This is a genomic window from Citrobacter sp. MGH103, from assembly GCF_001034475.2.
Taxonomy (GTDB): domain Bacteria; phylum Pseudomonadota; class Gammaproteobacteria; order Enterobacterales; family Enterobacteriaceae; genus Citrobacter; species Citrobacter freundii.
Map to the genome: position 1 here is coordinate 383,987 of NZ_CP073043.1, position 20,325 is coordinate 404,311.

Genomic DNA, 20,325 nt, shown 5'->3' on the forward strand with positions numbered 1-20,325 from the left:
GGGATAGCAATGGAATTAGTATTGAAAGACGCGCAGAGCGCGCTGACTGTTTCCGAAACTACCTTCGGTCGTGATTTCAACGAAGCGCTGGTTCACCAGGTTGTTGTTGCTTATGCAGCTGGTGCTCGTCAGGGTACTCGTGCTCAGAAGACTCGTGCTGAAGTAACTGGTTCAGGCAAAAAGCCGTGGCGCCAGAAAGGTACCGGCCGTGCGCGTTCAGGTTCTATCAAGAGCCCGATCTGGCGTTCAGGTGGCGTGACCTTCGCTGCTCGTCCACAGGACCACAGTCAAAAAGTTAACAAAAAGATGTACCGCGGCGCGCTGAAAAGCATTCTGTCCGAACTGGTACGTCAGGATCGTCTGATCGTTGTCGAATCATTCTCTGTAGAAGCGCCTAAAACTAAGCTGCTGGCACAGAAACTGAAAGACATGGCTCTGGAAGATGTGCTGATCATCACCGGTGAGCTGGACGAAAACCTGTTCCTGGCTGCGCGCAACCTGCACAAGGTTGACGTACGCGATGCAACTGGTATCGACCCGGTTAGCCTGATCGCCTTCGACAAAGTCGTAATGACTGCTGATGCTGTTAAGCAAGTTGAGGAGATGCTGGCATGATTCGTGAAGAACGTCTGCTGAAAGTGCTGCGCGCACCGCACGTTTCTGAAAAAGCGTCTACTGCGATGGAAAAAACTAACACCATCGTTCTCAAAGTTGCTAAAGACGCGACCAAAGCAGAAATCAAAGCTGCTGTGCAGAAACTGTTTGAAGTCGAAGTCGAAGTCGTTAACACCCTGGTAGTTAAAGGGAAAGTTAAACGTCACGGACAGCGTATCGGTCGTCGTAGCGACTGGAAAAAAGCTTACGTCACCCTGAAGGAAGGCCAGAATCTGGACTTCGTCGGCGGCGCTGAGTAAGTCGGAGGAGTAATACAATGGCAGTTGTTAAATGTAAACCGACATCTCCGGGTCGTCGCCACGTTGTTAAAGTGGTCAACCCAGAGCTGCACAAGGGCAAACCTTTTGCTCCGCTGGTTGAAAAAAACAGCAAATCCGGTGGTCGTAACAACAATGGCCGTATCACCACTCGTCACATCGGTGGTGGTCACAAGCAGGCTTATCGTATTGTTGACTTCAAACGCAACAAAGACGGTATCCCGGCAGTTGTTGAACGTCTTGAGTACGATCCGAACCGCTCCGCGAACATCGCGCTGGTTCTGTACAAAGACGGTGAACGCCGTTACATCCTGGCCCCTAAAGGCCTGAAAGCTGGCGACCAGATTCAGTCTGGCGTTGATGCTGCAATCAAAGCAGGTAACACCCTGCCGATGCGCAATATCCCGGTTGGTTCTACCGTTCATAACGTAGAAATGAAACCAGGTAAAGGCGGTCAGCTGGCACGTTCCGCTGGTACTTACGTTCAGATCGTTGCTCGTGATGGTGCTTATGTCACCCTGCGTCTGCGTTCTGGTGAAATGCGTAAAGTCGAAGCAGACTGCCGTGCAACTCTGGGCGAAGTTGGCAATGCTGAGCATATGCTGCGCGTTCTGGGTAAAGCAGGTGCTGCACGCTGGCGTGGTGTTCGTCCTACCGTTCGCGGTACTGCGATGAACCCAGTCGACCACCCACATGGTGGTGGTGAAGGTCGTAACTTTGGTAAGCACCCGGTAACTCCGTGGGGCGTTCAGACCAAAGGTAAGAAGACCCGCAGCAACAAGCGTACTGATAAATTCATCGTACGTCGCCGTAGCAAATAATTTTAGAGGATAAGCCATGCCACGTTCTCTCAAGAAAGGTCCTTTTATTGACCTGCACTTGCTGAAGAAGGTAGAGAAAGCGGTGGAAAGCGGAGACAAGAAGCCCCTGCGCACTTGGTCCCGTCGTTCAACGATCTTTCCTAACATGATCGGTTTGACCATCGCTGTCCATAATGGTCGTCAGCACGTTCCGGTATTTGTTTCCGACGAAATGGTCGGTCACAAACTGGGTGAATTCGCACCGACTCGTACTTATCGCGGCCACGCTGCTGATAAAAAAGCGAAGAAGAAATAAGGTAGGAGGAAGAGATGGAAACTTTAGCTCAACATCGCCATGCTCGTTCTTCTGCTCAGAAGGTTCGCCTTGTTGCAGACCTGATTCGCGGTAAGAAAGTGTCGCAGGCTCTGGATATTCTGACCTACACCAATAAGAAAGCGGCTGTACTGGTTAAGAAAGTCCTGGAATCTGCCATTGCTAACGCTGAACACAACGATGGCGCTGACATTGACGATCTGAAAGTTACGAAAATTTTCGTAGACGAAGGCCCGAGCATGAAGCGCATTATGCCGCGTGCAAAAGGTCGTGCAGATCGCATCCTGAAGCGCACCAGCCACATTACTGTGGTTGTGTCCGATCGCTGAGACTCTGGAGACTAGCAATGGGTCAGAAAGTACATCCTAATGGTATTCGCCTGGGTATTGTAAAACCATGGAACTCAACCTGGTTTGCGAACACCAAAGAATTCGCTGACAACCTGGACAGCGATTTTAAAGTACGTCAGTACCTGACTAAGGAACTGGCTAAAGCGTCTGTATCTCGTATCGTTATCGAGCGTCCGGCTAAGAGCATCCGTGTGACCATTCACACCGCTCGCCCGGGTATCGTTATCGGTAAGAAAGGCGAAGACGTAGAAAAACTGCGCAAAGTCGTAGCGGATATTGCTGGCGTTCCTGCTCAGATCAATATCGCCGAAGTGCGTAAGCCTGAACTGGACGCAAAATTGGTTGCTGACAGCATCACTTCTCAGCTGGAACGTCGCGTTATGTTCCGTCGTGCTATGAAGCGTGCTGTACAGAACGCAATGCGTCTGGGCGCTAAAGGTATCAAAGTTGAAGTTAGCGGCCGTCTGGGCGGCGCGGAAATCGCACGTACCGAATGGTACCGCGAAGGTCGCGTACCTCTGCACACTCTGCGTGCTGACATCGACTACAACACCTCTGAAGCGCACACCACTTACGGTGTAATCGGCGTTAAAGTGTGGATCTTCAAAGGCGAGATCCTGGGTGGTATGGCTGCTGTTGAACAACCGGAAAAACCGGCTGCTCAACCTAAAAAGCAGCAGCGTAAAGGCCGTAAATAAGGAGCGTCGCTGATGTTACAACCAAAGCGTACAAAATTCCGTAAAATGCACAAAGGCCGTAACCGCGGTCTGGCTGCTGGCGCGGATGTTAGCTTCGGCAGCTTCGGTCTGAAAGCTGTTGGCCGTGGTCGTCTGACTGCCCGTCAGATCGAAGCAGCACGTCGTGCTATGACCCGTGCAGTTAAGCGTCAAGGTAAGATCTGGATCCGTGTATTCCCGGACAAACCGATCACTGAAAAGCCGCTGGCAGTGCGTATGGGTAAAGGTAAAGGTAACGTGGAGTATTGGGTTGCCTTGATTCAGCCGGGTAAAGTCCTGTATGAAATGGACGGCGTACCGGAAGAGCTGGCCCGTGAAGCATTCAAGCTGGCAGCAGCGAAACTGCCGATTAAAACCACCTTTGTAACTAAGACGGTGATGTAATGAAAGCAAAAGAGCTGCGTGAGAAGAGTGTTGAAGAGCTGAACACCGAGCTGCTGAATCTGCTGCGTGAGCAGTTCAACCTGCGTATGCAGGCTGCAAGTGGCCAGCTGCAACAGTCTCACCTGTTGAAGCAAGTGCGTCGTGACGTCGCACGCGTTAAGACTTTACTGACTGAGAAGGCGGGTGCGTAATGACCGATAAAATCCGTACTCTGCAAGGTCGCGTTGTTAGCGATAAAATGGAGAAATCCATCGTTGTTGCTATCGAACGTTTTGTGAAACACCCGATCTACGGTAAATTCATTAAGCGTACGACCAAACTGCACGTACATGACGAGAACAACGAATGCGGTACTGGTGACGTGGTTGAAATCCGCGAATGCCGTCCGCTGTCCAAGACTAAGTCCTGGACGCTGGTTCGCGTTGTAGAGAAAGCCGTTCTGTAATACAGTAGGCATTCTCAACGAATAAACGGCTCAGCGATGAGCCGTTTATTTTTTCTACCCATATCGTTGAAGCGGTGTTATAATGCCGCGCCCCCGATATGGGGCTTTTTTAACGACCTGATTTTCGGGTCTCAGTAGTAGTTGACATTAGCGGAGCACTAAAATGATCCAAGAACAGACTATGCTGAACGTCGCCGACAACTCCGGTGCACGTCGCGTAATGTGTATCAAGGTTCTGGGTGGCTCGCACCGTCGCTACGCAGGCGTCGGCGATATCATCAAGATCACCATCAAGGAAGCAATTCCGCGTGGTAAGGTCAAAAAAGGTGATGTGCTGAAGGCGGTAGTGGTGCGCACCAAGAAGGGTGTTCGTCGCCCGGACGGTTCTGTCATTCGCTTCGATGGTAATGCATGCGTTATTTTAAACAATAACAGCGAGCAACCTATCGGTACGCGTATTTTTGGGCCGGTAACTCGTGAACTTCGTAACGAGAAGTTCATGAAAATTATCTCTCTGGCACCAGAAGTACTCTAAGGAGCGAATCATGGCAGCGAAGATCCGTCGTGATGACGAAGTTATCGTGTTAACCGGTAAAGATAAAGGTAAACGCGGTAAAGTTAAGAATGTCCTGTCTTCCGGCAAGGTCATTGTTGAAGGTATCAACCTGGTTAAAAAACATCAGAAGCCGGTTCCGGCCCTGAACCAACCAGGCGGCATCGTAGAGAAAGAAGCAGCTATTCAGATCTCTAACCTTGCTATCTTCAACGCGGCAACCGGCAAGGCTGACCGTGTAGGCTTTAGATTCGAAGACGGCAAAAAAGTCCGTTTCTTCAAATCTAACAGCGAAACTATCAAGTAATTTGGAGTAGTACGATGGCGAAACTGCATGATTACTACAAAGACGAAGTAGTCGCTAAACTCATGACTGAGTTTAACTACAATTCTGTCATGCAAGTCCCTCGGGTCGAGAAGATCACCCTGAACATGGGTGTTGGTGAAGCGATCGCTGACAAGAAACTGCTGGATAACGCAGCAGCTGACCTGACAGCAATCTCCGGTCAAAAACCGCTGATCACCAAAGCACGCAAATCAGTTGCAGGCTTCAAAATCCGTCAGGGCTATCCGATCGGCTGTAAAGTAACTCTGCGTGGCGAACGCATGTGGGAGTTCTTTGAGCGCCTGATCACTATTGCTGTTCCACGTATCCGTGACTTCCGTGGCTTGTCCGCTAAGTCTTTCGACGGTCGTGGTAACTACAGCATGGGTGTCCGTGAGCAGATCATCTTCCCAGAAATCGACTACGATAAAGTCGACCGCGTGCGTGGTTTGGATATTACCATTACCACTACTGCGAAATCTGATGAAGAAGGCCGTGCTCTGCTGGCTGCCTTTGACTTCCCGTTCCGCAAGTAAGGTAGGGTTACTGAATGGCTAAGCAATCAATGAAAGCACGCGAAGTAAAGCGCGTAGCTTTAGCTGATAAGTACTTCGCAAAACGCGCTGAACTGAAAGCTATTATCTCTGATGTGAACGCGACCGACGAAGATCGTTGGAACGCAGTTCTCAAGCTGCAGTCTCTGCCGCGTGATTCCAGCCCGTCCCGTCAGCGTAACCGCTGCCGTCAAACAGGTCGTCCGCATGGCTATGTGGGCAAGTTCGGGTTGAGCCGTATCAAACTGCGTGAAGCCGCCATGCGCGGTGAAGTACCAGGCTTGAAAAAGGCTAGCTGGTAATTACCAATTGAATCACGGGAGTAAAGACAGATGAGCATGCAAGATCCGATCGCGGATATGCTGACCCGTATCCGTAACGGTCAGGCCGCGAATAAAGCTGCGGTCACCATGCCTTCCTCCAAGCTGAAAGTGGCAATTGCCAACGTGCTGAAGGAAGAAGGTTTTATTGAAGATTTTAAAGTTGAAGGCGACACCAAGCCGGAACTGGAACTTACTCTCAAGTATTTCCAGGGTAAAGCTGTTGTAGAAAGCATTCAGCGTGTCAGTCGCCCAGGTCTGCGCATTTATAAGCGTAAAGACGAGCTGCCGAAAGTTATGGCTGGCATGGGTATCGCAGTTGTTTCTACCTCTAAAGGTGTTATGACTGATCGTGCAGCGCGCCAGGCTGGTCTTGGTGGCGAAATTATCTGCTACGTAGCCTAATCGGAGGAAAAAATGTCTCGTGTTGCTAAAGCACCGGTCGTTATTCCTGCCGGCGTTGATGTAAAAATCAACGGTCAGGTTATTACGATCAAAGGTAAAAACGGCGAGCTGACTCGTACTCTCAACGATGCTGTTGCAGTAAATCATGCAGATAATGCACTGACCTTCGGTCCGCGTGATGGTTACGCAGATGGATGGGCTCAGGCTGGTACCGCGCGTGCCCTGTTGAATGCAATGGTTGTCGGTGTTACCGAAGGCTTCACTAAGAAGCTTCAGCTGGTTGGTGTAGGTTATCGTGCAGCGGTTAAAGGGAATGTAGTAAACCTGGCTTTAGGTTTCTCTCACCCAGTTGACCATCAGCTGCCTGCGGGAATCACTGCAGAATGTCCGTCTCAGACTGAAATCGTGCTGAAAGGCGCTGATAAACAGCTGATCGGTCAGGTTGCAGCAGATCTGCGCGCCTACCGTCGTCCTGAGCCTTATAAAGGCAAGGGTGTTCGTTACGCCGACGAAGTCGTGCGTACCAAAGAGGCTAAGAAGAAGTAAGGTAACACTATGGATAAGAAATCTGCTCGTATCCGTCGTGCGACCCGCGCACGCCGCAAGTTCCAGGAGCTGGGTGCAACTCGCCTGGTGGTACATCGTACCCCGCGTCATATTTACGCACAGGTAATTGCACCGAACGGTTCTGAAGTTCTGGTAGCTGCTTCTACTGTAGAAAAAGCTATCGCTGAACAATTGAAGTACACCGGTAACAAAGACGCTGCTGCAGCTGTAGGTAAAGCTGTTGCTGAACGCGCTCTGGAAAAAGGCATCAAAGATGTTTCTTTTGACCGTTCCGGGTTCCAATATCATGGTCGTGTCCAGGCACTGGCAGATGCTGCCCGTGAAGCTGGCCTTCAGTTCTAAGGTAGAGGTGTAAGATGGCTCACATCGAAAAACAAGCTGGCGAACTGCAGGAAAAGCTGATCGCGGTTAACCGCGTATCTAAAACCGTTAAAGGTGGTCGTATTTTCTCCTTCACAGCTCTGACTGTAGTTGGTGATGGTAACGGTCGCGTTGGTTTTGGTTACGGTAAAGCGCGTGAAGTTCCAGCAGCGATCCAGAAAGCGATGGAAAAAGCCCGTCGCAATATGATTAACGTCGCGCTGAACCACGGCACCCTGCAGCACCCGGTTAAGGGTACTCACACGGGTTCTCGTGTATTCATGCAGCCGGCTTCCGAAGGTACCGGTATCATCGCCGGTGGTGCAATGCGCGCCGTTCTGGAAGTCGCTGGAGTTCGTAACGTTCTGGCTAAAGCGTATGGTTCTACTAACCCGATTAACGTGGTTCGTGCAACTATCGATGGCCTGGAAAATATGAAATCTCCGGAAATGGTCGCTGCCAAGCGTGGTAAATCCGTTGAAGAAATTCTGGGGAAATAAACCATGGCAAAGACTATTAAAATTACTCAAACCCGCAGTGCAATCGGTCGTCTGCCGAAACACAAGGCAACGCTGCTTGGCCTGGGTCTGCGTCGTATTGGTCACACCGTAGAGCGCGAGGATACTCCTGCTGTTCGTGGTATGGTCAACGCGGTTTCCTTCATGGTTAAAGTTGAGGAGTAAGAGATGCGTTTAAATACTCTGTCTCCGGCCGAAGGCTCTAAAAAAGCGGCTCGCCGCCTGGGTCGTGGTATCGGTTCTGGCCTCGGTAAAACCGGTGGTCGTGGTCACAAAGGTCAGAAGTCTCGTTCTGGCGGTGGCGTACGTCGCGGTTTCGAGGGTGGTCAGATGCCTCTGTACCGTCGTCTGCCGAAATTCGGCTTCACTTCACGTAAAGCAGCGATTACAGCCGAAGTTCGTCTGTCTGACCTGGCTAAAGTTGAAGGCGGTGTTGTAGACCTGAACACGCTGAAAGCAGCTAACATTATCGGTATCCAGATCGAGTTCGCGAAAGTGATCCTGGCTGGTGAAGTCACTACTCCGGTAACTGTTCGTGGCCTGCGTGTTACTAAAGGCGCTCGTGCTGCTATCGAAGCTGCTGGCGGTAAAATCGAGGAATAAGTAGCAGATGGCTAAACAACCGGGATTAGATTTTCAAAGTGCCAAAGGTGGCTTAGGCGAGCTGAAACGCAGACTGCTGTTTGTAATCGGCGCGCTGATTGTGTTCCGTATTGGCTCTTTCATTCCGATCCCTGGTATTGATGCCGCTGTACTTGCCAAACTGCTTGAGCAACAGCGAGGCACCATCATTGAAATGTTTAACATGTTCTCTGGTGGTGCTCTCAGCCGTGCTTCTATCTTTGCTCTGGGGATCATGCCGTATATTTCGGCGTCGATCATTATCCAGCTGCTGACGGTGGTTCATCCAACGCTGGCAGAAATTAAGAAAGAAGGGGAGTCTGGTCGTCGTAAGATCAGCCAGTACACCCGCTACGGTACTCTGGTGCTGGCAATATTCCAGTCGATCGGTATTGCTACCGGTCTGCCGAATATGCCTGGTATGCAGGGCCTGGTGATGAACCCAGGCTTTGCATTCTATTTCACCGCTGTTGTAAGTCTGGTTACAGGGACGATGTTCCTGATGTGGTTGGGTGAACAGATTACTGAACGTGGTATCGGCAACGGTATCTCAATCATTATCTTCGCCGGTATTGTAGCGGGACTCCCGCCAGCCATTGCCCATACTATCGAGCAAGCGCGTCAAGGCGACCTGCACTTCCTCGTGTTGCTGTTGGTTGCAGTATTAGTATTCGCAGTGACGTTCTTTGTTGTATTTGTTGAGCGTGGTCAACGCCGCATTGTGGTAAACTACGCGAAACGTCAGCAAGGTCGTCGTGTCTATGCTGCACAGAGCACACATTTACCGCTGAAAGTGAATATGGCGGGGGTAATCCCGGCAATCTTCGCTTCCAGTATTATTCTGTTCCCGGCGACCATCGCGTCATGGTTCGGGGGCGGGACTGGTTGGAACTGGCTGACAACAATTTCGCTGTATTTGCAGCCTGGGCAACCGCTTTATGTGTTACTCTATGCGTCTGCAATCATATTCTTCTGTTTCTTCTACACGGCGTTGGTTTTCAACCCGCGTGAAACAGCAGATAACCTGAAGAAGTCCGGTGCATTTGTACCAGGAATTCGTCCGGGAGAGCAAACGGCGAAGTATATCGATAAAGTAATGACCCGCCTGACTTTGGTTGGTGCGCTCTACATTACCTTTATCTGCCTGATCCCGGAGTTCATGCGTGATGCAATGAAAGTACCGTTCTACTTCGGTGGGACCTCACTGCTTATCGTTGTTGTCGTGATTATGGACTTTATGGCTCAAGTGCAAACTCTGATGATGTCAAGTCAGTACGAGTCTGCATTGAAGAAGGCGAATCTGAAAGGCTACGGCCGTTAACAGTCGCCCGAGAAGTTACGGAGAGTAAAAATGAAAGTTCGTGCTTCCGTCAAGAAATTATGCCGTAACTGCAAAATCGTTAAGCGTGATGGTGTCATCCGTGTGATTTGCAGTGCCGAGCCGAAGCATAAACAGCGCCAAGGCTGATTTATTCGCATATTTTTCTTGCAAAGTTGGGTTGAGCTGGCTAGATTAGCCAGCCAATCTTTTGTATGTCTGTGCGTTTCCATTTGAGTATCCTGAAAACGGGCTTTTCAGCATGGTGCGTACATATTAAATAGTAGGAGTGCATAGTGGCCCGTATAGCAGGCATTAACATTCCTGATCAGAAACATGCTGTGATCGCATTAACTTCGATCTACGGCGTCGGCAAGACCCGTTCTAAAGCCATTCTGGCTGCCGCGGGTATCGCTGAAGATGTTAAGATCAGTGAGCTGTCTGAAGAACAAATCGACACGCTGCGTGACGAAGTTGCCAAATTTGTCGTTGAAGGTGATCTGCGCCGTGAAGTTAGCATGAGCATCAAGCGCCTTATGGACCTTGGTTGCTATCGCGGTTTGCGTCATCGTCGTGGTCTCCCGGTTCGCGGTCAGCGTACCAAGACCAACGCACGTACCCGTAAGGGTCCGCGCAAACCGATCAAGAAATAATCGGGGTGATTGAATAATGGCAAAGGCACCAATTCGTGCACGTAAACGTGTAAGAAAACAAGTCTCTGACGGCGTGGCTCATATCCATGCTTCTTTTAACAACACCATCGTTACCATTACTGATCGTCAGGGTAACGCACTGGGTTGGGCAACAGCCGGTGGTTCCGGTTTCCGTGGTTCTCGCAAATCCACTCCGTTTGCAGCTCAGGTTGCAGCAGAGCGTTGCGCTGAAGCCGTAAAAGAATACGGTATCAAGAATCTGGAAGTTATGGTCAAAGGACCGGGTCCAGGTCGCGAATCTACTGTTCGTGCTCTGAACGCCGCTGGTTTCCGCATCACTAATATTACTGATGTGACTCCGATCCCTCATAACGGTTGTCGTCCGCCGAAAAAACGTCGCGTATAACGCTGTCGTTTCTAGGATTGTTGGAGAAAGAAAATGGCAAGATATTTGGGTCCTAAGCTCAAGCTGAGCCGTCGTGAGGGCACTGACTTATTCCTTAAGTCTGGCGTTCGCGCGATCGATACCAAGTGTAAAATTGAACAAGCTCCTGGCCAGCACGGTGCGCGTAAACCGCGTCTGTCTGACTATGGTGTGCAGTTGCGTGAAAAGCAAAAAGTTCGCCGTATCTACGGTGTGCTGGAGCGTCAGTTCCGTAACTACTACAAAGAAGCAGCACGTCTGAAAGGCAACACCGGTGAAAACCTGTTGGGTCTGCTGGAAGGTCGTCTGGACAACGTTGTATACCGTATGGGCTTCGGTGCCACTCGTGCAGAAGCACGTCAGCTGGTCAGCCATAAAGCAATTATGGTAAACGGTCGTGTTGTTAACATCGCTTCTTATCAGGTTAGTCCGAATGACGTTGTTAGCATTCGTGAGAAAGCGAAGAAGCAGTCTCGCGTGAAAGCCGCTCTGGAGCTGGCTGAGCAGCGTGAAAAGCCAACCTGGCTGGAAGTTGATGCTGGCAAGATGGAAGGTACGTTCAAGCGTAAGCCGGAGCGTTCTGATCTGTCTGCGGACATTAACGAACACCTGATCGTCGAGCTTTACTCCAAGTAAAGCTTAGTACCAAAGAGAGGACACAATGCAGGGTTCTGTGACAGAGTTTCTAAAACCGCGCCTGGTAGATATCGAGCAAGTGAGTTCGACGCACGCCAAGGTGACCCTTGAGCCTTTAGAGCGTGGCTTTGGCCATACTTTGGGTAACGCACTGCGCCGTATTCTGCTCTCATCGATGCCGGGTTGCGCGGTGACCGAGGTTGAGATTGATGGTGTACTACATGAGTACAGCACCAAAGAAGGCGTTCAGGAAGATATCCTGGAAATCCTGCTCAACCTGAAAGGGCTGGCGGTGAGAGTTCAGGGTAAAGATGATGTTATTCTTACCTTGAATAAATCTGGCATTGGCCCTGTGACTGCAGCCGACATTACCCATGATGGTGATGTCGAAATCGTCAAGCCACAGCACGTGATCTGCCACCTGACCGATGAGAATGCATCTATTAGCATGCGTATCAAAGTTCAGCGCGGTCGTGGTTATGTGCCGGCTTCTACCCGAATTCATTCGGAAGAAGATGAGCGCCCAATCGGCCGTCTGCTGGTCGACGCATGCTACAGCCCTGTAGAGCGTATTGCCTACAATGTTGAAGCAGCGCGTGTAGAACAGCGTACCGACCTGGACAAGCTGGTCATCGAAATGGAAACCAACGGCACAATCGATCCTGAAGAGGCGATTCGTCGTGCGGCTACCATTCTGGCTGAACAACTGGAAGCTTTCGTTGATTTACGTGATGTACGTCAGCCGGAAGTTAAAGAAGAGAAACCAGAATTCGATCCGATCCTGCTGCGCCCTGTTGACGATCTGGAATTGACTGTCCGCTCTGCTAACTGCCTCAAAGCAGAAGCTATCCACTATATCGGTGATCTGGTACAGCGTACTGAGGTTGAGCTTCTTAAGACGCCTAACCTTGGTAAAAAATCTCTTACCGAGATTAAAGACGTGCTGGCTTCCCGTGGACTGTCTCTGGGCATGCGCCTGGAAAACTGGCCACCGGCAAGCATCGCTGACGAGTAACCGGATCACAGGTTAAGGTTTTACTGAGAAGGATAAGGTCATGCGCCATCGTAAGAGTGGTCGTCAACTGAACCGCAACAGCAGCCATCGCCAGGCTATGTTCCGCAATATGGCAGGTTCACTGGTTCGTCATGAAATCATCAAGACGACTCTGCCGAAAGCGAAAGAGCTGCGTCGCGTAGTTGAGCCGCTGATTACTCTTGCCAAGACTGATAGCGTAGCTAATCGTCGTCTGGCATTCGCCCGTACTCGTGATAACGAGATCGTGGCAAAACTGTTTAACGAACTGGGCCCGCGTTTCGCGAGCCGCGCCGGTGGTTACACTCGCATTCTGAAGTGTGGTTTCCGTGCAGGCGACAACGCGCCGATGGCATACATCGAGCTGGTTGATCGTTCAGAGAAAACAGAAGCTGCTGCAGAGTAATCTGTAGTAACGTAAAAAAACCCGCCTCGGCGGGTTTTTTTATATCCGTCATATCCCCACTTATCTACAATATCTGTACTCTTTTTGTTCATCCCCTGGAGTGTTGTATGTGGTTACTGGACCAGTGGGCAGAGCGCCATATTATTGATGCACAATCTAAAGGTGAGTTTGATGATTTACCGGGAACGGGCGAACCGCTGACTCTTGACGATGACTCCCATGTCCCGCCTGAACTCCGAGCCGGATACCGTTTATTAAAAAATGCAGGTTGCCTTCCTCCTGAGCTCGAGCAACGCAGAGAAGCAATACAACTGCTTGAAATACTCGCGGGGATTCGCAAAGATGATCCAAGTTATCCGGAGGTGAGCCGAAGACTGTCGCTGCTGGAACTTAAACTTCGGCAGGCTGGACTCAGCACCGAGTTTTTGCGCGGTGACTACGCAGATAAGCTGCTAAAAAAGATCAACGATGAATAGCGGAGAGAGCATGTACCGAATTGGTGAAATAGCGAAACTGGCTGACGTGACGCCAGATACTATCCGCTACTATGAAAAGCAGCAGATGATGGAGCATGAAGTGCGTACTGAAGGCGGATTTCGCCTCTATACAGAAAGCGATCTTCAGCGCCTGAAGTTTATTCGTTATGCCCGCCAGCTTGGTTTCACTCTGGAGTCGATCCGCGAATTGCTTTCGATCCGTGTTGATCCCGAACACCATACCTGTCAGGAATCAAAAGGGATCGTCCAGGAAAGACTGCAAGAAGTCGAAGCACGTATTGCCGAACTTCAGACGATACAGCGGTCTCTGCAGCGATTGAATGATGCATGCTGCGGCAAGGCACACAGCAGCGTGTACTGCTCTATTCTTGAAGCTCTTGAGCAAGGCGCCAGTGGAACAACATCAGGCTGTTGATTTCTTGAACTGCCGGGTCTACACTCGCGGCGTAAATTACTACAAACTGGAGATATTATGAGTCGTTATCAGCACACCAAAGGGCAGATAAAGGACAACGCCATTGAGGCGCTTCTGCATGACCCACTGTTCAGACAGCGCGTTGAGAAAAATAAGAAAGGGAAAGGAAGTTATCTACGTAAAGGCAAACATGGCAATCGGGGTAACTGGGAGGCCAGTGGCAAGAAAGTAATTAACTTTTTTACCACTGGCCTTCTTGTTTCAGTGAGTGTTTAAGAGCGGTTATTCTGTTCTTTCAGCAGGTCACGAATTTCACTCAGTAATACTTCTTCTTTCGATGGAGCTGGCGGTGCTGCTGGCTCCTCCGCTTTTTTACGGTTCAGTTTGTTGATCAGTTTGATTGCCATAAAGATAGCAAACGCAACAATAATGAAATCGAAGACATTCTGAATAAATACACCGTAATGCATGACCACGGCAGGGATGTCTCCCTGTGCATCACGTAGCGTTAAAGCAAACTGTTTAAAATCAATCCCACCAATTAACAACCCCAGTGGCGGCATGATGATATCGGCAACCAGTGATGAAACAATCTTACCGAATGCCGCACCAATAATGACACCCACTGCCAAATCGACAACATTCCCGCGCATCGCGAATTCGCGAAACTCTTTAATAATGCTCATTTTATTCTCCCTATGCAGCTGACGTTTATAAGTTTAACAAATGTTTAGGCAATTTCCATTTATGTATTGCCGAAAGGAAAATTTATTAGACCATGAAATATAAAGGGAAATAAAAAGGGCGCTGTATTAGCGCCCAAATTATTACAGGAAGAAAGGACTTGGCTGGAATAGTCTCTCGACGTCGGTAATAAACTTTTTATCTGTCAGGAACATAATTACGTGATCGCCCTGCTCAATGCGCAGGTTATCGTTGGCAATCATCACATCATTACCACGCACAACGGCGCCAATAATGGTTCCAGGGGGAAGTTTAATTTCATCAATTGAACGCCCCACAACCCGAGATGTTGTTTCATCCCCGTGTGCGACGGCTTCAATGGCTTCCGCGACGCCACGGCGTAGTGAAGAAACACCGACAATGTCAGCTTTACGTACGTGACTGAGCAGCGCGGAGATGGTCGCCTGCTGCGGTGAAATAGCAATATCGATCACGCTACCTTGCACCAGATCGACGTATGCTCTGCGTTGGATTAACACCATCACTTTCTTGGCACCCATCCGTTTGGCAAGCATCGCCGACATGATATTCGCTTCATCATCGTTGGTCACTGCGATGAACAGATCAACTTGATCGATATGTTCTTCGGCCAGTAACTCTTGATCCGAAGCATCACCAAAAAAGACGATCGTATTTTGCAGTTTCTCTGCAAGTTCGGATGCTCGCTGTTGATTACGTTCGATCAGTTTGACGCTGTAATCTTTTTCCAGACGACGTGCAAGACCCGCTCCGATATTACCGCCGCCTACTAACATAATGCGTTTGTACGGTTTTTCCAGACGCTGCAGTTCACTCATTACGGCGCGAATATGCTGTGATGCCGCAATAAAGAAGACTTCATCACCCGCTTCAACGATCGTAGAACCTTGTGGACGGATTGGTCGGTCATGACGGAAAATCGCCGCAACGCGGGTATCGATGTGCGGCATATGTTCACGCATTGTTGACAGCGCATTACCGATAAGCGGCCCGCCGTAATAGGCTTTTACTACTGCCAGACTGACTTTACCTTCGGCAAAATTCACCACCTGTAATGCACCCGGATATTCAATCAGTCGATAAATGCTATCGATAACCAGTTGCTCCGGCGCAATCAGGTGATCGATAGGTACCGCATCGGATTGGAATAGCTTGTCCGCATCACGAACATAATCCGGTGAACGAATACGGGCGATGCGATTAGGCGTATTAAACAGTGAATAAGCTACCTGGCAGGCAACCATATTTGTTTCATCTGAGCTGGTTACGGCAACCAGCATATCGGCATCGTCGGCCCCAGCTTCACGCAGTACGCGAGGATGTGAACCGTGCCCTTGCACGACGCGGAGATCAAACTTGTCCTGCAGGCTGCGCAGACGTTCACCATTGGTATCGACTACCGTGATATCGTTGTTCTCTCCGACCAGGTTTTCAGCCAGCGTACCGCCAACTTGCCCTGCGCCCAGAATGATAATTTTCATCAGTCGCGACCCGTTATCTCATCACTTTTTGATTAGCTTAGCGTAAAAGAAGCCATCGCCATCTTCCGCACCCGGTAAATTCTGACGTCCGGGTTTTTCCGGCGTACCGGTTTCGCTTAATACCGCATCCGGCGTGCGTGCCAGGAAGGCGGTAATTTGCTGCTGGTTTTCTTCTGGCAGGATAGAGCACGTTGCATAAACCAGCGTGCCGCCAGGTTTAAGATGTAACCAGGTTGCATTCAGGATCTCGGCCTGCAACTGCGCAAGTTCGGCAATATCCCGGTCGCGGCGCAGCCATTTGATGTCTGGATGGCGACGAATAACGCCGGTGGCAGAACACGGAGCATCCAGCAAAATACGGTCAAACTGTTGCTCGCCACACCATTGTTGCGGATATCGACCATCACCCTGTTTTACGGTTGCCTTCATGCCCAGACGTTTCAGATTGTCGTAAACGCGCGATAAGCGTTTTTCATCCACATCGACGGCCATGACGTTAGCTTGCGGAGCAACTTCCAGAATGTGCGTCGTTTTACCGCCCGGCGCGCAGCATAGGTCGAGAATCTGCTCGCCATCTTTCGGCAGCAGGTATTTAACGCACCCCTGAGCAGAAGCATCCTGAACGGTGACCCAACCTTCGTCAAAACCAGGGAGGGCGTGAACTGGGGCCGGTGTTTCCAGACGCACTGCATCCGGGTAGTCTGGATGCGGGAAACCGGTTAATCCCGCTGCGGTAAGCAGGTCTATCCAGGCGTCGCGAGTATGGTGATTACGATTGACGCGTAGCCACATCGGAGGTCGCTGGTTATTGGCTTCAAGAATAGCTTCCCACTGCTGCGGATACGCACTTTTAATACGTTTCACCAGCCAGGAGGGGTGTAAGAAGCGCAAATCGCTTTGCGCAAACTCGGCCAGCAGTTCATCCTGACGGCGTTGAAACTGGCGCAACACGCCGTTGATCAGCCCTTTCAGTTGCGGACGCTTAATGGCAACCGCACCTTCTACTGTCTCAGCCAGCGCGGCGTGTGCTGGAATACGAGTATGCAGAAGTTGGTAGAAGCCCACCATGATCAGGTAGTGTACGGTGCGCTGTTTGCCCGTCATTGGACGTTCCATGAGTTGCTGGATCATCCATTCCAGTTGAGAGAGTGTACGCAATACGCCGAAGCAAAGTTCCTGCAACAGCGCTTTGTCTTTATCAGCAACTTTTTGCTGCATGGCGGGCAGCACGTTGCTTAATGACTGTCCTTTTTCGACAACCTGTTCGACGGCTTGGGCCGCCATACTGCGTAAATTAAGATGTTTTTTCATAAGCGCAAAAATAAAAATGCCCGGAAACACCGGGCTTAAAGAGATGAACCGTCAGACCAGGCGGTTACCGGGTACAAACCATTCCCGGCGTGAATTAAGCAGATCCTGCGCGCTCATGGCTTTTTTACCTGCAGGCTGCAAAGAGACGAGATTCAGGATGCCGTCACCCGTGGCGACCTGAATACCCTGCTTTGTTGCCTCCAGAATGGTGCCTGGCGCAGCCTGGGTGTTTTCCGCAATAACCGAAGCTTGCCAGACTTTCACTGGTTGACCGTCGATTTCAAGCCAGCTCATTGGCCATGGGTTAAAGGCGCGGATGCAGCGTTCCAATTGAACAGCCGAAAGCGACCAGTCGATACGGGCCTCTTCTTTGCTGAGTTTTTCTGCATGCGTAACCAGTGATTCATCTTGTACCACCGGTTTTATTGTGCCGGCAGCCAGCTGTTTTAGCGTTTCAATCAGCCCCTGCGGCCCCAAATCTGCCAGCTTATCGTATAACGAACCGCTGGTATCTTCTGCCGTAATCGGGCAAGACAGCTTAAGCAGCATATCTCCGGTGTCGAGGCCAACATCCATCTGCATGATGGTTACACCTGTTTCGGTGTCACCTGCCCACAGTGAGCGCTGGATCGGTGCTGCACCACGCCAGCGTGGAAGCAGGGAGCCGTGAACGTTGATACAACCCAGACGCGGCATTTCCAGTACGGTTTTTGGCAGAATCAGGCCATATGCCACCACCACCATCACGTCTGCGCGTAAATCAGAAACCAGCTGCTGGTTTTCCTGAGGGCGAAGAGAGACAGGTTGGAAAACCGGTATCCCTTTTTCTTCCGCCAGCACTTTGATCGGGCTGGGCATCAGCTTTTTACCGCGTCCCGCCGGGCGGTCCGGTTGGGTAAACACGCCAACGACGTTGTGTCCAGAAGACAACAGCGCGTCGAGATGACGCGCTGCAAAGTCAGGTGTACCCGCAAAAATAATACGTAGTGAGTCTGACACGTTGATTCTTGTCCTTAAGCTCGGGCGTTCAGGCGGTCGAGTTTTTCAACTTTCTGACGAATGCGTTGTTGCTTCAACGGAGACAGATAATCGATAAACAGTTTACCGACGAGGTGATCCATTTCATGTTGAATGCAGATAGCCAGCAGGCCATCGGCTTCCAGTTCAAAAGATTTGCCGTTGCGATCGAGCGCACGAATTTTTACTTTCTCTGCGCGTGGTACTAACGCACGCTGTTCAGGAATTGACAGGCAGCCTTCTTCAATGCCGGTTTCGCCGTCTTTTTCCAGCAGCTCTGGGTTAATGAGTACCAACTGCTCGTCGCGGTTTTCAGAGACATCAATAACGATGATGCGCTGATGAATATCGACCTGTGTTGCTGCCAGGCCGATACCTTCTTCGGCATACATCGTTTCGAACATATCATCAACGATGCGCTGAATTTCTGCATTAACTTCTTCGACCGGTTTTGCGACTTTGCGAAGGCGCTCGTCCGGAATATGTAACACTTGCAAAACTGACATAGTTATCCAGAGTTGTGTTCAGGAGTTGAAAAGATTATTACCTCTATTCTAGACAAAACCCCCTCTGATTGACAGCATCAGTGACCAATCGCAAAGATTGCCAGGACTGCTTGTGGCAGGGGGACAAGGATGACCCAAATCGAAATTTGGCTACGTTTAGCGCAAGTGAATGAACTGTATGGTGATGAGATGGTGTGCATTGCCCACTGGCTCAATACTCAACCGTCGATTAGCAACGCGGTACTCCTTCAGGCAGGATTCTCTCCCCGCCAGGCAAGGCGCTTTTTAACCTTTTCGGATCTGACGCTGGAAAAAACGTTGCGCTGGCTTGAACAGCCTAACCACCATTTTGTGGTTGCCGACAGCGAGCATTACCCGCCACAGCTCCGTGCGATTGAGGATTATCCTGGGGTGCTTTTTGTCGCAGGAAATCTCGCATGTCTTCGCTCATTCCAGGTGGCCGTTGTCGGCAGCAGACAGCACTCCTGGTATGGCGAACGCTGGGGGCGATTGTTTTGTGAAAAGCTTGCTGCATGTGGTGTGACGATCACCAGCGGTCTGGCCCGGGGAATTGATGGTGTGGCACACAGTGCTGCGATAAACCGACAAGGCACAAGTATTGCAGTGCTGGGAAATGGACTTGAGACCATTCACCCACGACAGCATATCCGTCTTGCTCAGCGACTGATTGAGGCAGGTGGTGCACTGGTGTCTGAGTTCCCATTAGATACGCTCCCTTTGCCACGCAATTTTCCCCGACGAAATCGCATTATCAGTGGTCTAAGTAAAGGTGTACTGGTCGTCGAAGCTGCACAGCGTAGCGGGTCACTGGTTACTGCTCGCTGTGCACTGGAACAAGGGCGGGAGGTGTTTGCTTTGCCTGGGCCGATTGGGAGCCCGGGAAGTGAAGGCCCGCATTGGCTAATTCAGCAGGGAGCCATGCTTGTGACGACACCAGAGGAAATTCTTGAAAATTTGCAATATGGGCTGCAATGGTTGCCAGATGAACCTGAAAAATCAATTTATTCGCCAGATCACGAAGAGGTGGCATTGCCATTTCCGGAGCTCCTGGCTAACGTAGGAGATGAGGTAACACCTGTTGACGTCGTCGCTGAACGTGCCGGCCAACCTGTGCCAGAGGTAGTGGCTCAACTGCTCGAACTGGAGTTAGCAGGGTGGATCGCAGCTGTACCCGGCGGCTATGTCCGATTGAGGAGGGCATGCCATGTTCGACGTACTAATGTATTTGTTTGAGACATATATCCATAACGAAGCTGAGCTGCGTGTGGATCAGGACAAACTGGAACGGGATCTTACCGACGCTGGTTTTGATCGTGAAGACATTTACAACGCGTTACTTTGGCTGGAAAAGCTTGCTGACTATCAGGATGGCCTTGCTGAACCTATGCAACTGGCATCTGACCCTCTTTCTATACGTATTTATACTGCGGAAGAGTGCGATCGGCTGGATGCAAGCTGTAGAGGATTCCTGCTATTCCTGGAGCAGATTCAGGTGCTAAACCTCGAAACGCGAGAAATGGTCATTGAGCGTGTACTCGCGCTGGATACGGCAGAGTTCGATCTGGAAGATCTTAAGTGGGTAATCCTGATGGTGCTATTCAACATTCCAGGTTGTGAAAATGCCTATCAGCAAATGGAAGAATTACTCTTTGAAGTGAATGAAGGTATGCTGCACTAAT

At 50.4% G+C, this 20,325-nt stretch carries 36 protein-coding genes; 31 read left to right on the forward strand and 5 right to left on the reverse strand.

The genetic code is table 11. The features are described from left to right. The first annotated feature begins 9 nt into the window (after nucleotides 1-9). From rplD to arfA, 29 genes are all read left to right on the forward strand, one after another. On the forward strand, nucleotides 10-615 hold the full coding sequence (gene rplD / locus SK33_RS01820) for a 50S ribosomal protein L4 (RefSeq protein WP_003031119.1): 606 nt from the start codon (nucleotides 10-12) through the stop codon (nucleotides 613-615). After that, nucleotides 612-914, forward strand: a complete 303-nt coding sequence (gene rplW / locus SK33_RS01825; RefSeq protein WP_000617546.1) for a 50S ribosomal protein L23 — start codon at nucleotides 612-614, stop codon at nucleotides 912-914. Before rplD ends, rplW begins: the two co-directional genes overlap by 4 nt. A 17-nt stretch (nucleotides 915-931) precedes the next feature. Then, entirely contained in the window at nucleotides 932-1,753 is an 822-nt protein-coding gene (gene rplB / locus SK33_RS01830) for a 50S ribosomal protein L2 (RefSeq protein WP_000301869.1), read from the forward strand. 16 nt (nucleotides 1,754-1,769) lie between these two features. Further along, the gene (gene rpsS, locus SK33_RS01835; RefSeq protein ID WP_001138115.1) at nucleotides 1,770-2,048 is read left to right on the forward strand and encodes a 30S ribosomal protein S19; all 279 of its coding nucleotides are present in this window, start codon (nucleotides 1,770-1,772) and stop codon (nucleotides 2,046-2,048) included. A gap of 14 nt (nucleotides 2,049-2,062) precedes the next feature. Then, entirely contained in the window at nucleotides 2,063-2,395 is a 333-nt protein-coding gene (rplV, locus tag SK33_RS01840) for a 50S ribosomal protein L22 (protein WP_000448832.1), read from the forward strand. Nucleotides 2,396-2,412: 17 nt separating this feature from the next. After that, nucleotides 2,413-3,114: a 30S ribosomal protein S3 gene (gene rpsC / locus SK33_RS01845; RefSeq protein ID WP_000529945.1), complete on the forward strand. Its 702-nt coding sequence runs from the start codon at nucleotides 2,413-2,415 to the stop codon at nucleotides 3,112-3,114. A gap of 12 nt (nucleotides 3,115-3,126) precedes the next feature. After that, nucleotides 3,127-3,537, forward strand: coding sequence for a 50S ribosomal protein L16 (rplP, locus tag SK33_RS01850; RefSeq protein WP_000941208.1), 411 nt, complete (start codon nucleotides 3,127-3,129; stop codon nucleotides 3,535-3,537). Then, nucleotides 3,537-3,728 (forward strand): 50S ribosomal protein L29, encoded by a 192-nt coding sequence (gene rpmC / locus SK33_RS01855; RefSeq protein WP_000644742.1) that lies wholly within the window; start codon nucleotides 3,537-3,539, stop codon nucleotides 3,726-3,728. Before rplP ends, rpmC begins: the two co-directional genes overlap by 1 nt. After that, nucleotides 3,728-3,982 carry a 30S ribosomal protein S17 gene (gene rpsQ / locus SK33_RS01860; RefSeq protein ID WP_003031120.1) on the forward strand — a complete coding sequence of 85 codons (255 nt, stop codon included), beginning with the start codon at nucleotides 3,728-3,730 and terminating at the stop codon, nucleotides 3,980-3,982. Before rpmC ends, rpsQ begins: the two co-directional genes overlap by 1 nt. 163 nt (nucleotides 3,983-4,145) lie before the next feature. Beyond that, entirely contained in the window at nucleotides 4,146-4,517 is a 372-nt protein-coding gene (rplN, locus tag SK33_RS01865) for a 50S ribosomal protein L14 (protein ID WP_000613954.1), read from the forward strand. A gap of 10 nt (nucleotides 4,518-4,527) precedes the next feature. Further along, nucleotides 4,528-4,842, forward strand: a complete 315-nt coding sequence (rplX, locus tag SK33_RS01870; protein WP_003031122.1) for a 50S ribosomal protein L24 — start codon at nucleotides 4,528-4,530, stop codon at nucleotides 4,840-4,842. A 14-nt stretch (nucleotides 4,843-4,856) separates the two neighbouring features. Next, the gene (gene rplE / locus SK33_RS01875; RefSeq protein WP_003031123.1) at nucleotides 4,857-5,396 is read left to right on the forward strand and encodes a 50S ribosomal protein L5; all 540 of its coding nucleotides are present in this window, start codon (nucleotides 4,857-4,859) and stop codon (nucleotides 5,394-5,396) included. Nucleotides 5,397-5,410: 14 nt separating this feature from the next. After that, nucleotides 5,411-5,716, forward strand: a complete 306-nt coding sequence (rpsN, locus tag SK33_RS01880; RefSeq protein ID WP_003031125.1) for a 30S ribosomal protein S14 — start codon at nucleotides 5,411-5,413, stop codon at nucleotides 5,714-5,716. Nucleotides 5,717-5,746: 30 nt separating this feature from the next. Further along, a complete protein-coding gene (rpsH, locus tag SK33_RS01885) occupies nucleotides 5,747-6,139 on the forward strand; it encodes a 30S ribosomal protein S8 (RefSeq protein WP_003031127.1) in 393 nt (130 codons plus the stop codon). Nucleotides 6,140-6,151: 12 nt separating this feature from the next. Then, entirely contained in the window at nucleotides 6,152-6,685 is a 534-nt protein-coding gene (gene rplF / locus SK33_RS01890) for a 50S ribosomal protein L6 (RefSeq protein WP_003031129.1), read from the forward strand. A gap of 9 nt (nucleotides 6,686-6,694) precedes the next feature. Then, nucleotides 6,695-7,048, forward strand: coding sequence for a 50S ribosomal protein L18 (gene rplR, locus SK33_RS01895; protein WP_040243623.1), 354 nt, complete (start codon nucleotides 6,695-6,697; stop codon nucleotides 7,046-7,048). Between the two features lie 14 nt (nucleotides 7,049-7,062). Then, complete coding sequence (rpsE, locus tag SK33_RS01900; protein WP_003031131.1) at nucleotides 7,063-7,566, forward strand: 30S ribosomal protein S5; 504 nt, start codon at nucleotides 7,063-7,065, stop codon at nucleotides 7,564-7,566. 3 nt (nucleotides 7,567-7,569) lie between these two features. Further along, nucleotides 7,570-7,749: a 50S ribosomal protein L30 gene (gene rpmD, locus SK33_RS01905; protein WP_001140434.1), complete on the forward strand. Its 180-nt coding sequence runs from the start codon at nucleotides 7,570-7,572 to the stop codon at nucleotides 7,747-7,749. 3 nt (nucleotides 7,750-7,752) lie between these two features. Next, entirely contained in the window at nucleotides 7,753-8,187 is a 435-nt protein-coding gene (gene rplO, locus SK33_RS01910; protein WP_003031132.1) for a 50S ribosomal protein L15, read from the forward strand. A 7-nt stretch (nucleotides 8,188-8,194) separates the two neighbouring features. Continuing rightward, complete coding sequence (gene secY, locus SK33_RS01915) at nucleotides 8,195-9,526, forward strand: preprotein translocase subunit SecY (protein WP_001118864.1); 1,332 nt, start codon at nucleotides 8,195-8,197, stop codon at nucleotides 9,524-9,526. A gap of 30 nt (nucleotides 9,527-9,556) precedes the next feature. Then, entirely contained in the window at nucleotides 9,557-9,673 is a 117-nt protein-coding gene (gene rpmJ, locus SK33_RS01920) for a 50S ribosomal protein L36 (RefSeq protein WP_000868187.1), read from the forward strand. 146 nt (nucleotides 9,674-9,819) lie between these two features. Beyond that, nucleotides 9,820-10,176, forward strand: coding sequence for a 30S ribosomal protein S13 (gene rpsM, locus SK33_RS01925; RefSeq protein ID WP_003031135.1), 357 nt, complete (start codon nucleotides 9,820-9,822; stop codon nucleotides 10,174-10,176). A gap of 16 nt (nucleotides 10,177-10,192) precedes the next feature. Beyond that, complete coding sequence (gene rpsK / locus SK33_RS01930; RefSeq protein WP_003031137.1) at nucleotides 10,193-10,582, forward strand: 30S ribosomal protein S11; 390 nt, start codon at nucleotides 10,193-10,195, stop codon at nucleotides 10,580-10,582. Between the two features lie 33 nt (nucleotides 10,583-10,615). After that, nucleotides 10,616-11,236, forward strand: a complete 621-nt coding sequence (rpsD, locus tag SK33_RS01935; protein WP_003031138.1) for a 30S ribosomal protein S4 — start codon at nucleotides 10,616-10,618, stop codon at nucleotides 11,234-11,236. Between the two features lie 25 nt (nucleotides 11,237-11,261). Beyond that, nucleotides 11,262-12,251: a DNA-directed RNA polymerase subunit alpha gene (locus tag SK33_RS01940; RefSeq protein WP_003031139.1), complete on the forward strand. Its 990-nt coding sequence runs from the start codon at nucleotides 11,262-11,264 to the stop codon at nucleotides 12,249-12,251. A 40-nt stretch (nucleotides 12,252-12,291) separates the two neighbouring features. Then, nucleotides 12,292-12,675: a 50S ribosomal protein L17 gene (gene rplQ, locus SK33_RS01945; protein ID WP_001216370.1), complete on the forward strand. Its 384-nt coding sequence runs from the start codon at nucleotides 12,292-12,294 to the stop codon at nucleotides 12,673-12,675. 107 nt (nucleotides 12,676-12,782) lie between these two features. Continuing rightward, nucleotides 12,783-13,151: a DUF1992 domain-containing protein gene (locus tag SK33_RS01950; RefSeq protein ID WP_003845236.1), complete on the forward strand. Its 369-nt coding sequence runs from the start codon at nucleotides 12,783-12,785 to the stop codon at nucleotides 13,149-13,151. Between the two features lie 10 nt (nucleotides 13,152-13,161). Further along, nucleotides 13,162-13,587, forward strand: a complete 426-nt coding sequence (zntR, locus tag SK33_RS01955) for a Zn(2+)-responsive transcriptional regulator (protein WP_048218752.1) — start codon at nucleotides 13,162-13,164, stop codon at nucleotides 13,585-13,587. A gap of 57 nt (nucleotides 13,588-13,644) precedes the next feature. Further along, complete coding sequence (arfA, locus tag SK33_RS01960) at nucleotides 13,645-13,863, forward strand: alternative ribosome-rescue factor ArfA (RefSeq protein ID WP_003031148.1); 219 nt, start codon at nucleotides 13,645-13,647, stop codon at nucleotides 13,861-13,863. On the opposite strand, the gene mscL is transcribed toward arfA, so the two are convergent. The 5 genes from mscL to def all read right to left on the reverse strand — a co-directional run bounded on the left by mscL (nucleotide 13,860) and on the right by def (nucleotide 18,625). Then, nucleotides 13,860-14,273 carry a large-conductance mechanosensitive channel protein MscL gene (mscL, locus tag SK33_RS01965; RefSeq protein ID WP_003031152.1) on the reverse strand — a complete coding sequence of 138 codons (414 nt, stop codon included), beginning with the start codon at nucleotides 14,271-14,273 and terminating at the stop codon, nucleotides 13,860-13,862. The two genes, arfA and mscL, sit on opposite strands and share 4 nt — an antisense overlap. Before the next feature lie 141 nt (nucleotides 14,274-14,414). Beyond that, nucleotides 14,415-15,791: a Trk system potassium transporter TrkA gene (gene trkA / locus SK33_RS01970; RefSeq protein ID WP_003031153.1), complete on the reverse strand. Its 1,377-nt coding sequence runs from the start codon at nucleotides 15,789-15,791 to the stop codon at nucleotides 14,415-14,417. Between the two features lie 21 nt (nucleotides 15,792-15,812). Then, complete coding sequence (gene rsmB, locus SK33_RS01975) at nucleotides 15,813-17,102, reverse strand: 16S rRNA (cytosine(967)-C(5))-methyltransferase RsmB (protein ID WP_016151083.1); 1,290 nt, start codon at nucleotides 17,100-17,102, stop codon at nucleotides 15,813-15,815. A gap of 51 nt (nucleotides 17,103-17,153) precedes the next feature. Then, a complete protein-coding gene (fmt, locus tag SK33_RS01980; RefSeq protein ID WP_048218750.1) occupies nucleotides 17,154-18,101 on the reverse strand; it encodes a methionyl-tRNA formyltransferase in 948 nt (315 codons plus the stop codon). A gap of 14 nt (nucleotides 18,102-18,115) precedes the next feature. Then, nucleotides 18,116-18,625, reverse strand: a complete 510-nt coding sequence (gene def, locus SK33_RS01985) for a peptide deformylase (RefSeq protein WP_003031159.1) — start codon at nucleotides 18,623-18,625, stop codon at nucleotides 18,116-18,118. Between the two features lie 129 nt (nucleotides 18,626-18,754). Between def and dprA the strand changes: the two genes are divergently transcribed. Then, nucleotides 18,755-19,879, forward strand: coding sequence for a DNA-protecting protein DprA (dprA, locus tag SK33_RS01990; RefSeq protein ID WP_032950358.1), 1,125 nt, complete (start codon nucleotides 18,755-18,757; stop codon nucleotides 19,877-19,879). Further along, on the forward strand, nucleotides 19,851-20,324 hold the full coding sequence (smg, locus tag SK33_RS01995; RefSeq protein WP_003031162.1) for a DUF494 family protein Smg: 474 nt from the start codon (nucleotides 19,851-19,853) through the stop codon (nucleotides 20,322-20,324). Before dprA ends, smg begins: the two co-directional genes overlap by 29 nt. Nucleotide 20,325 lies beyond the last annotated feature (1 nt).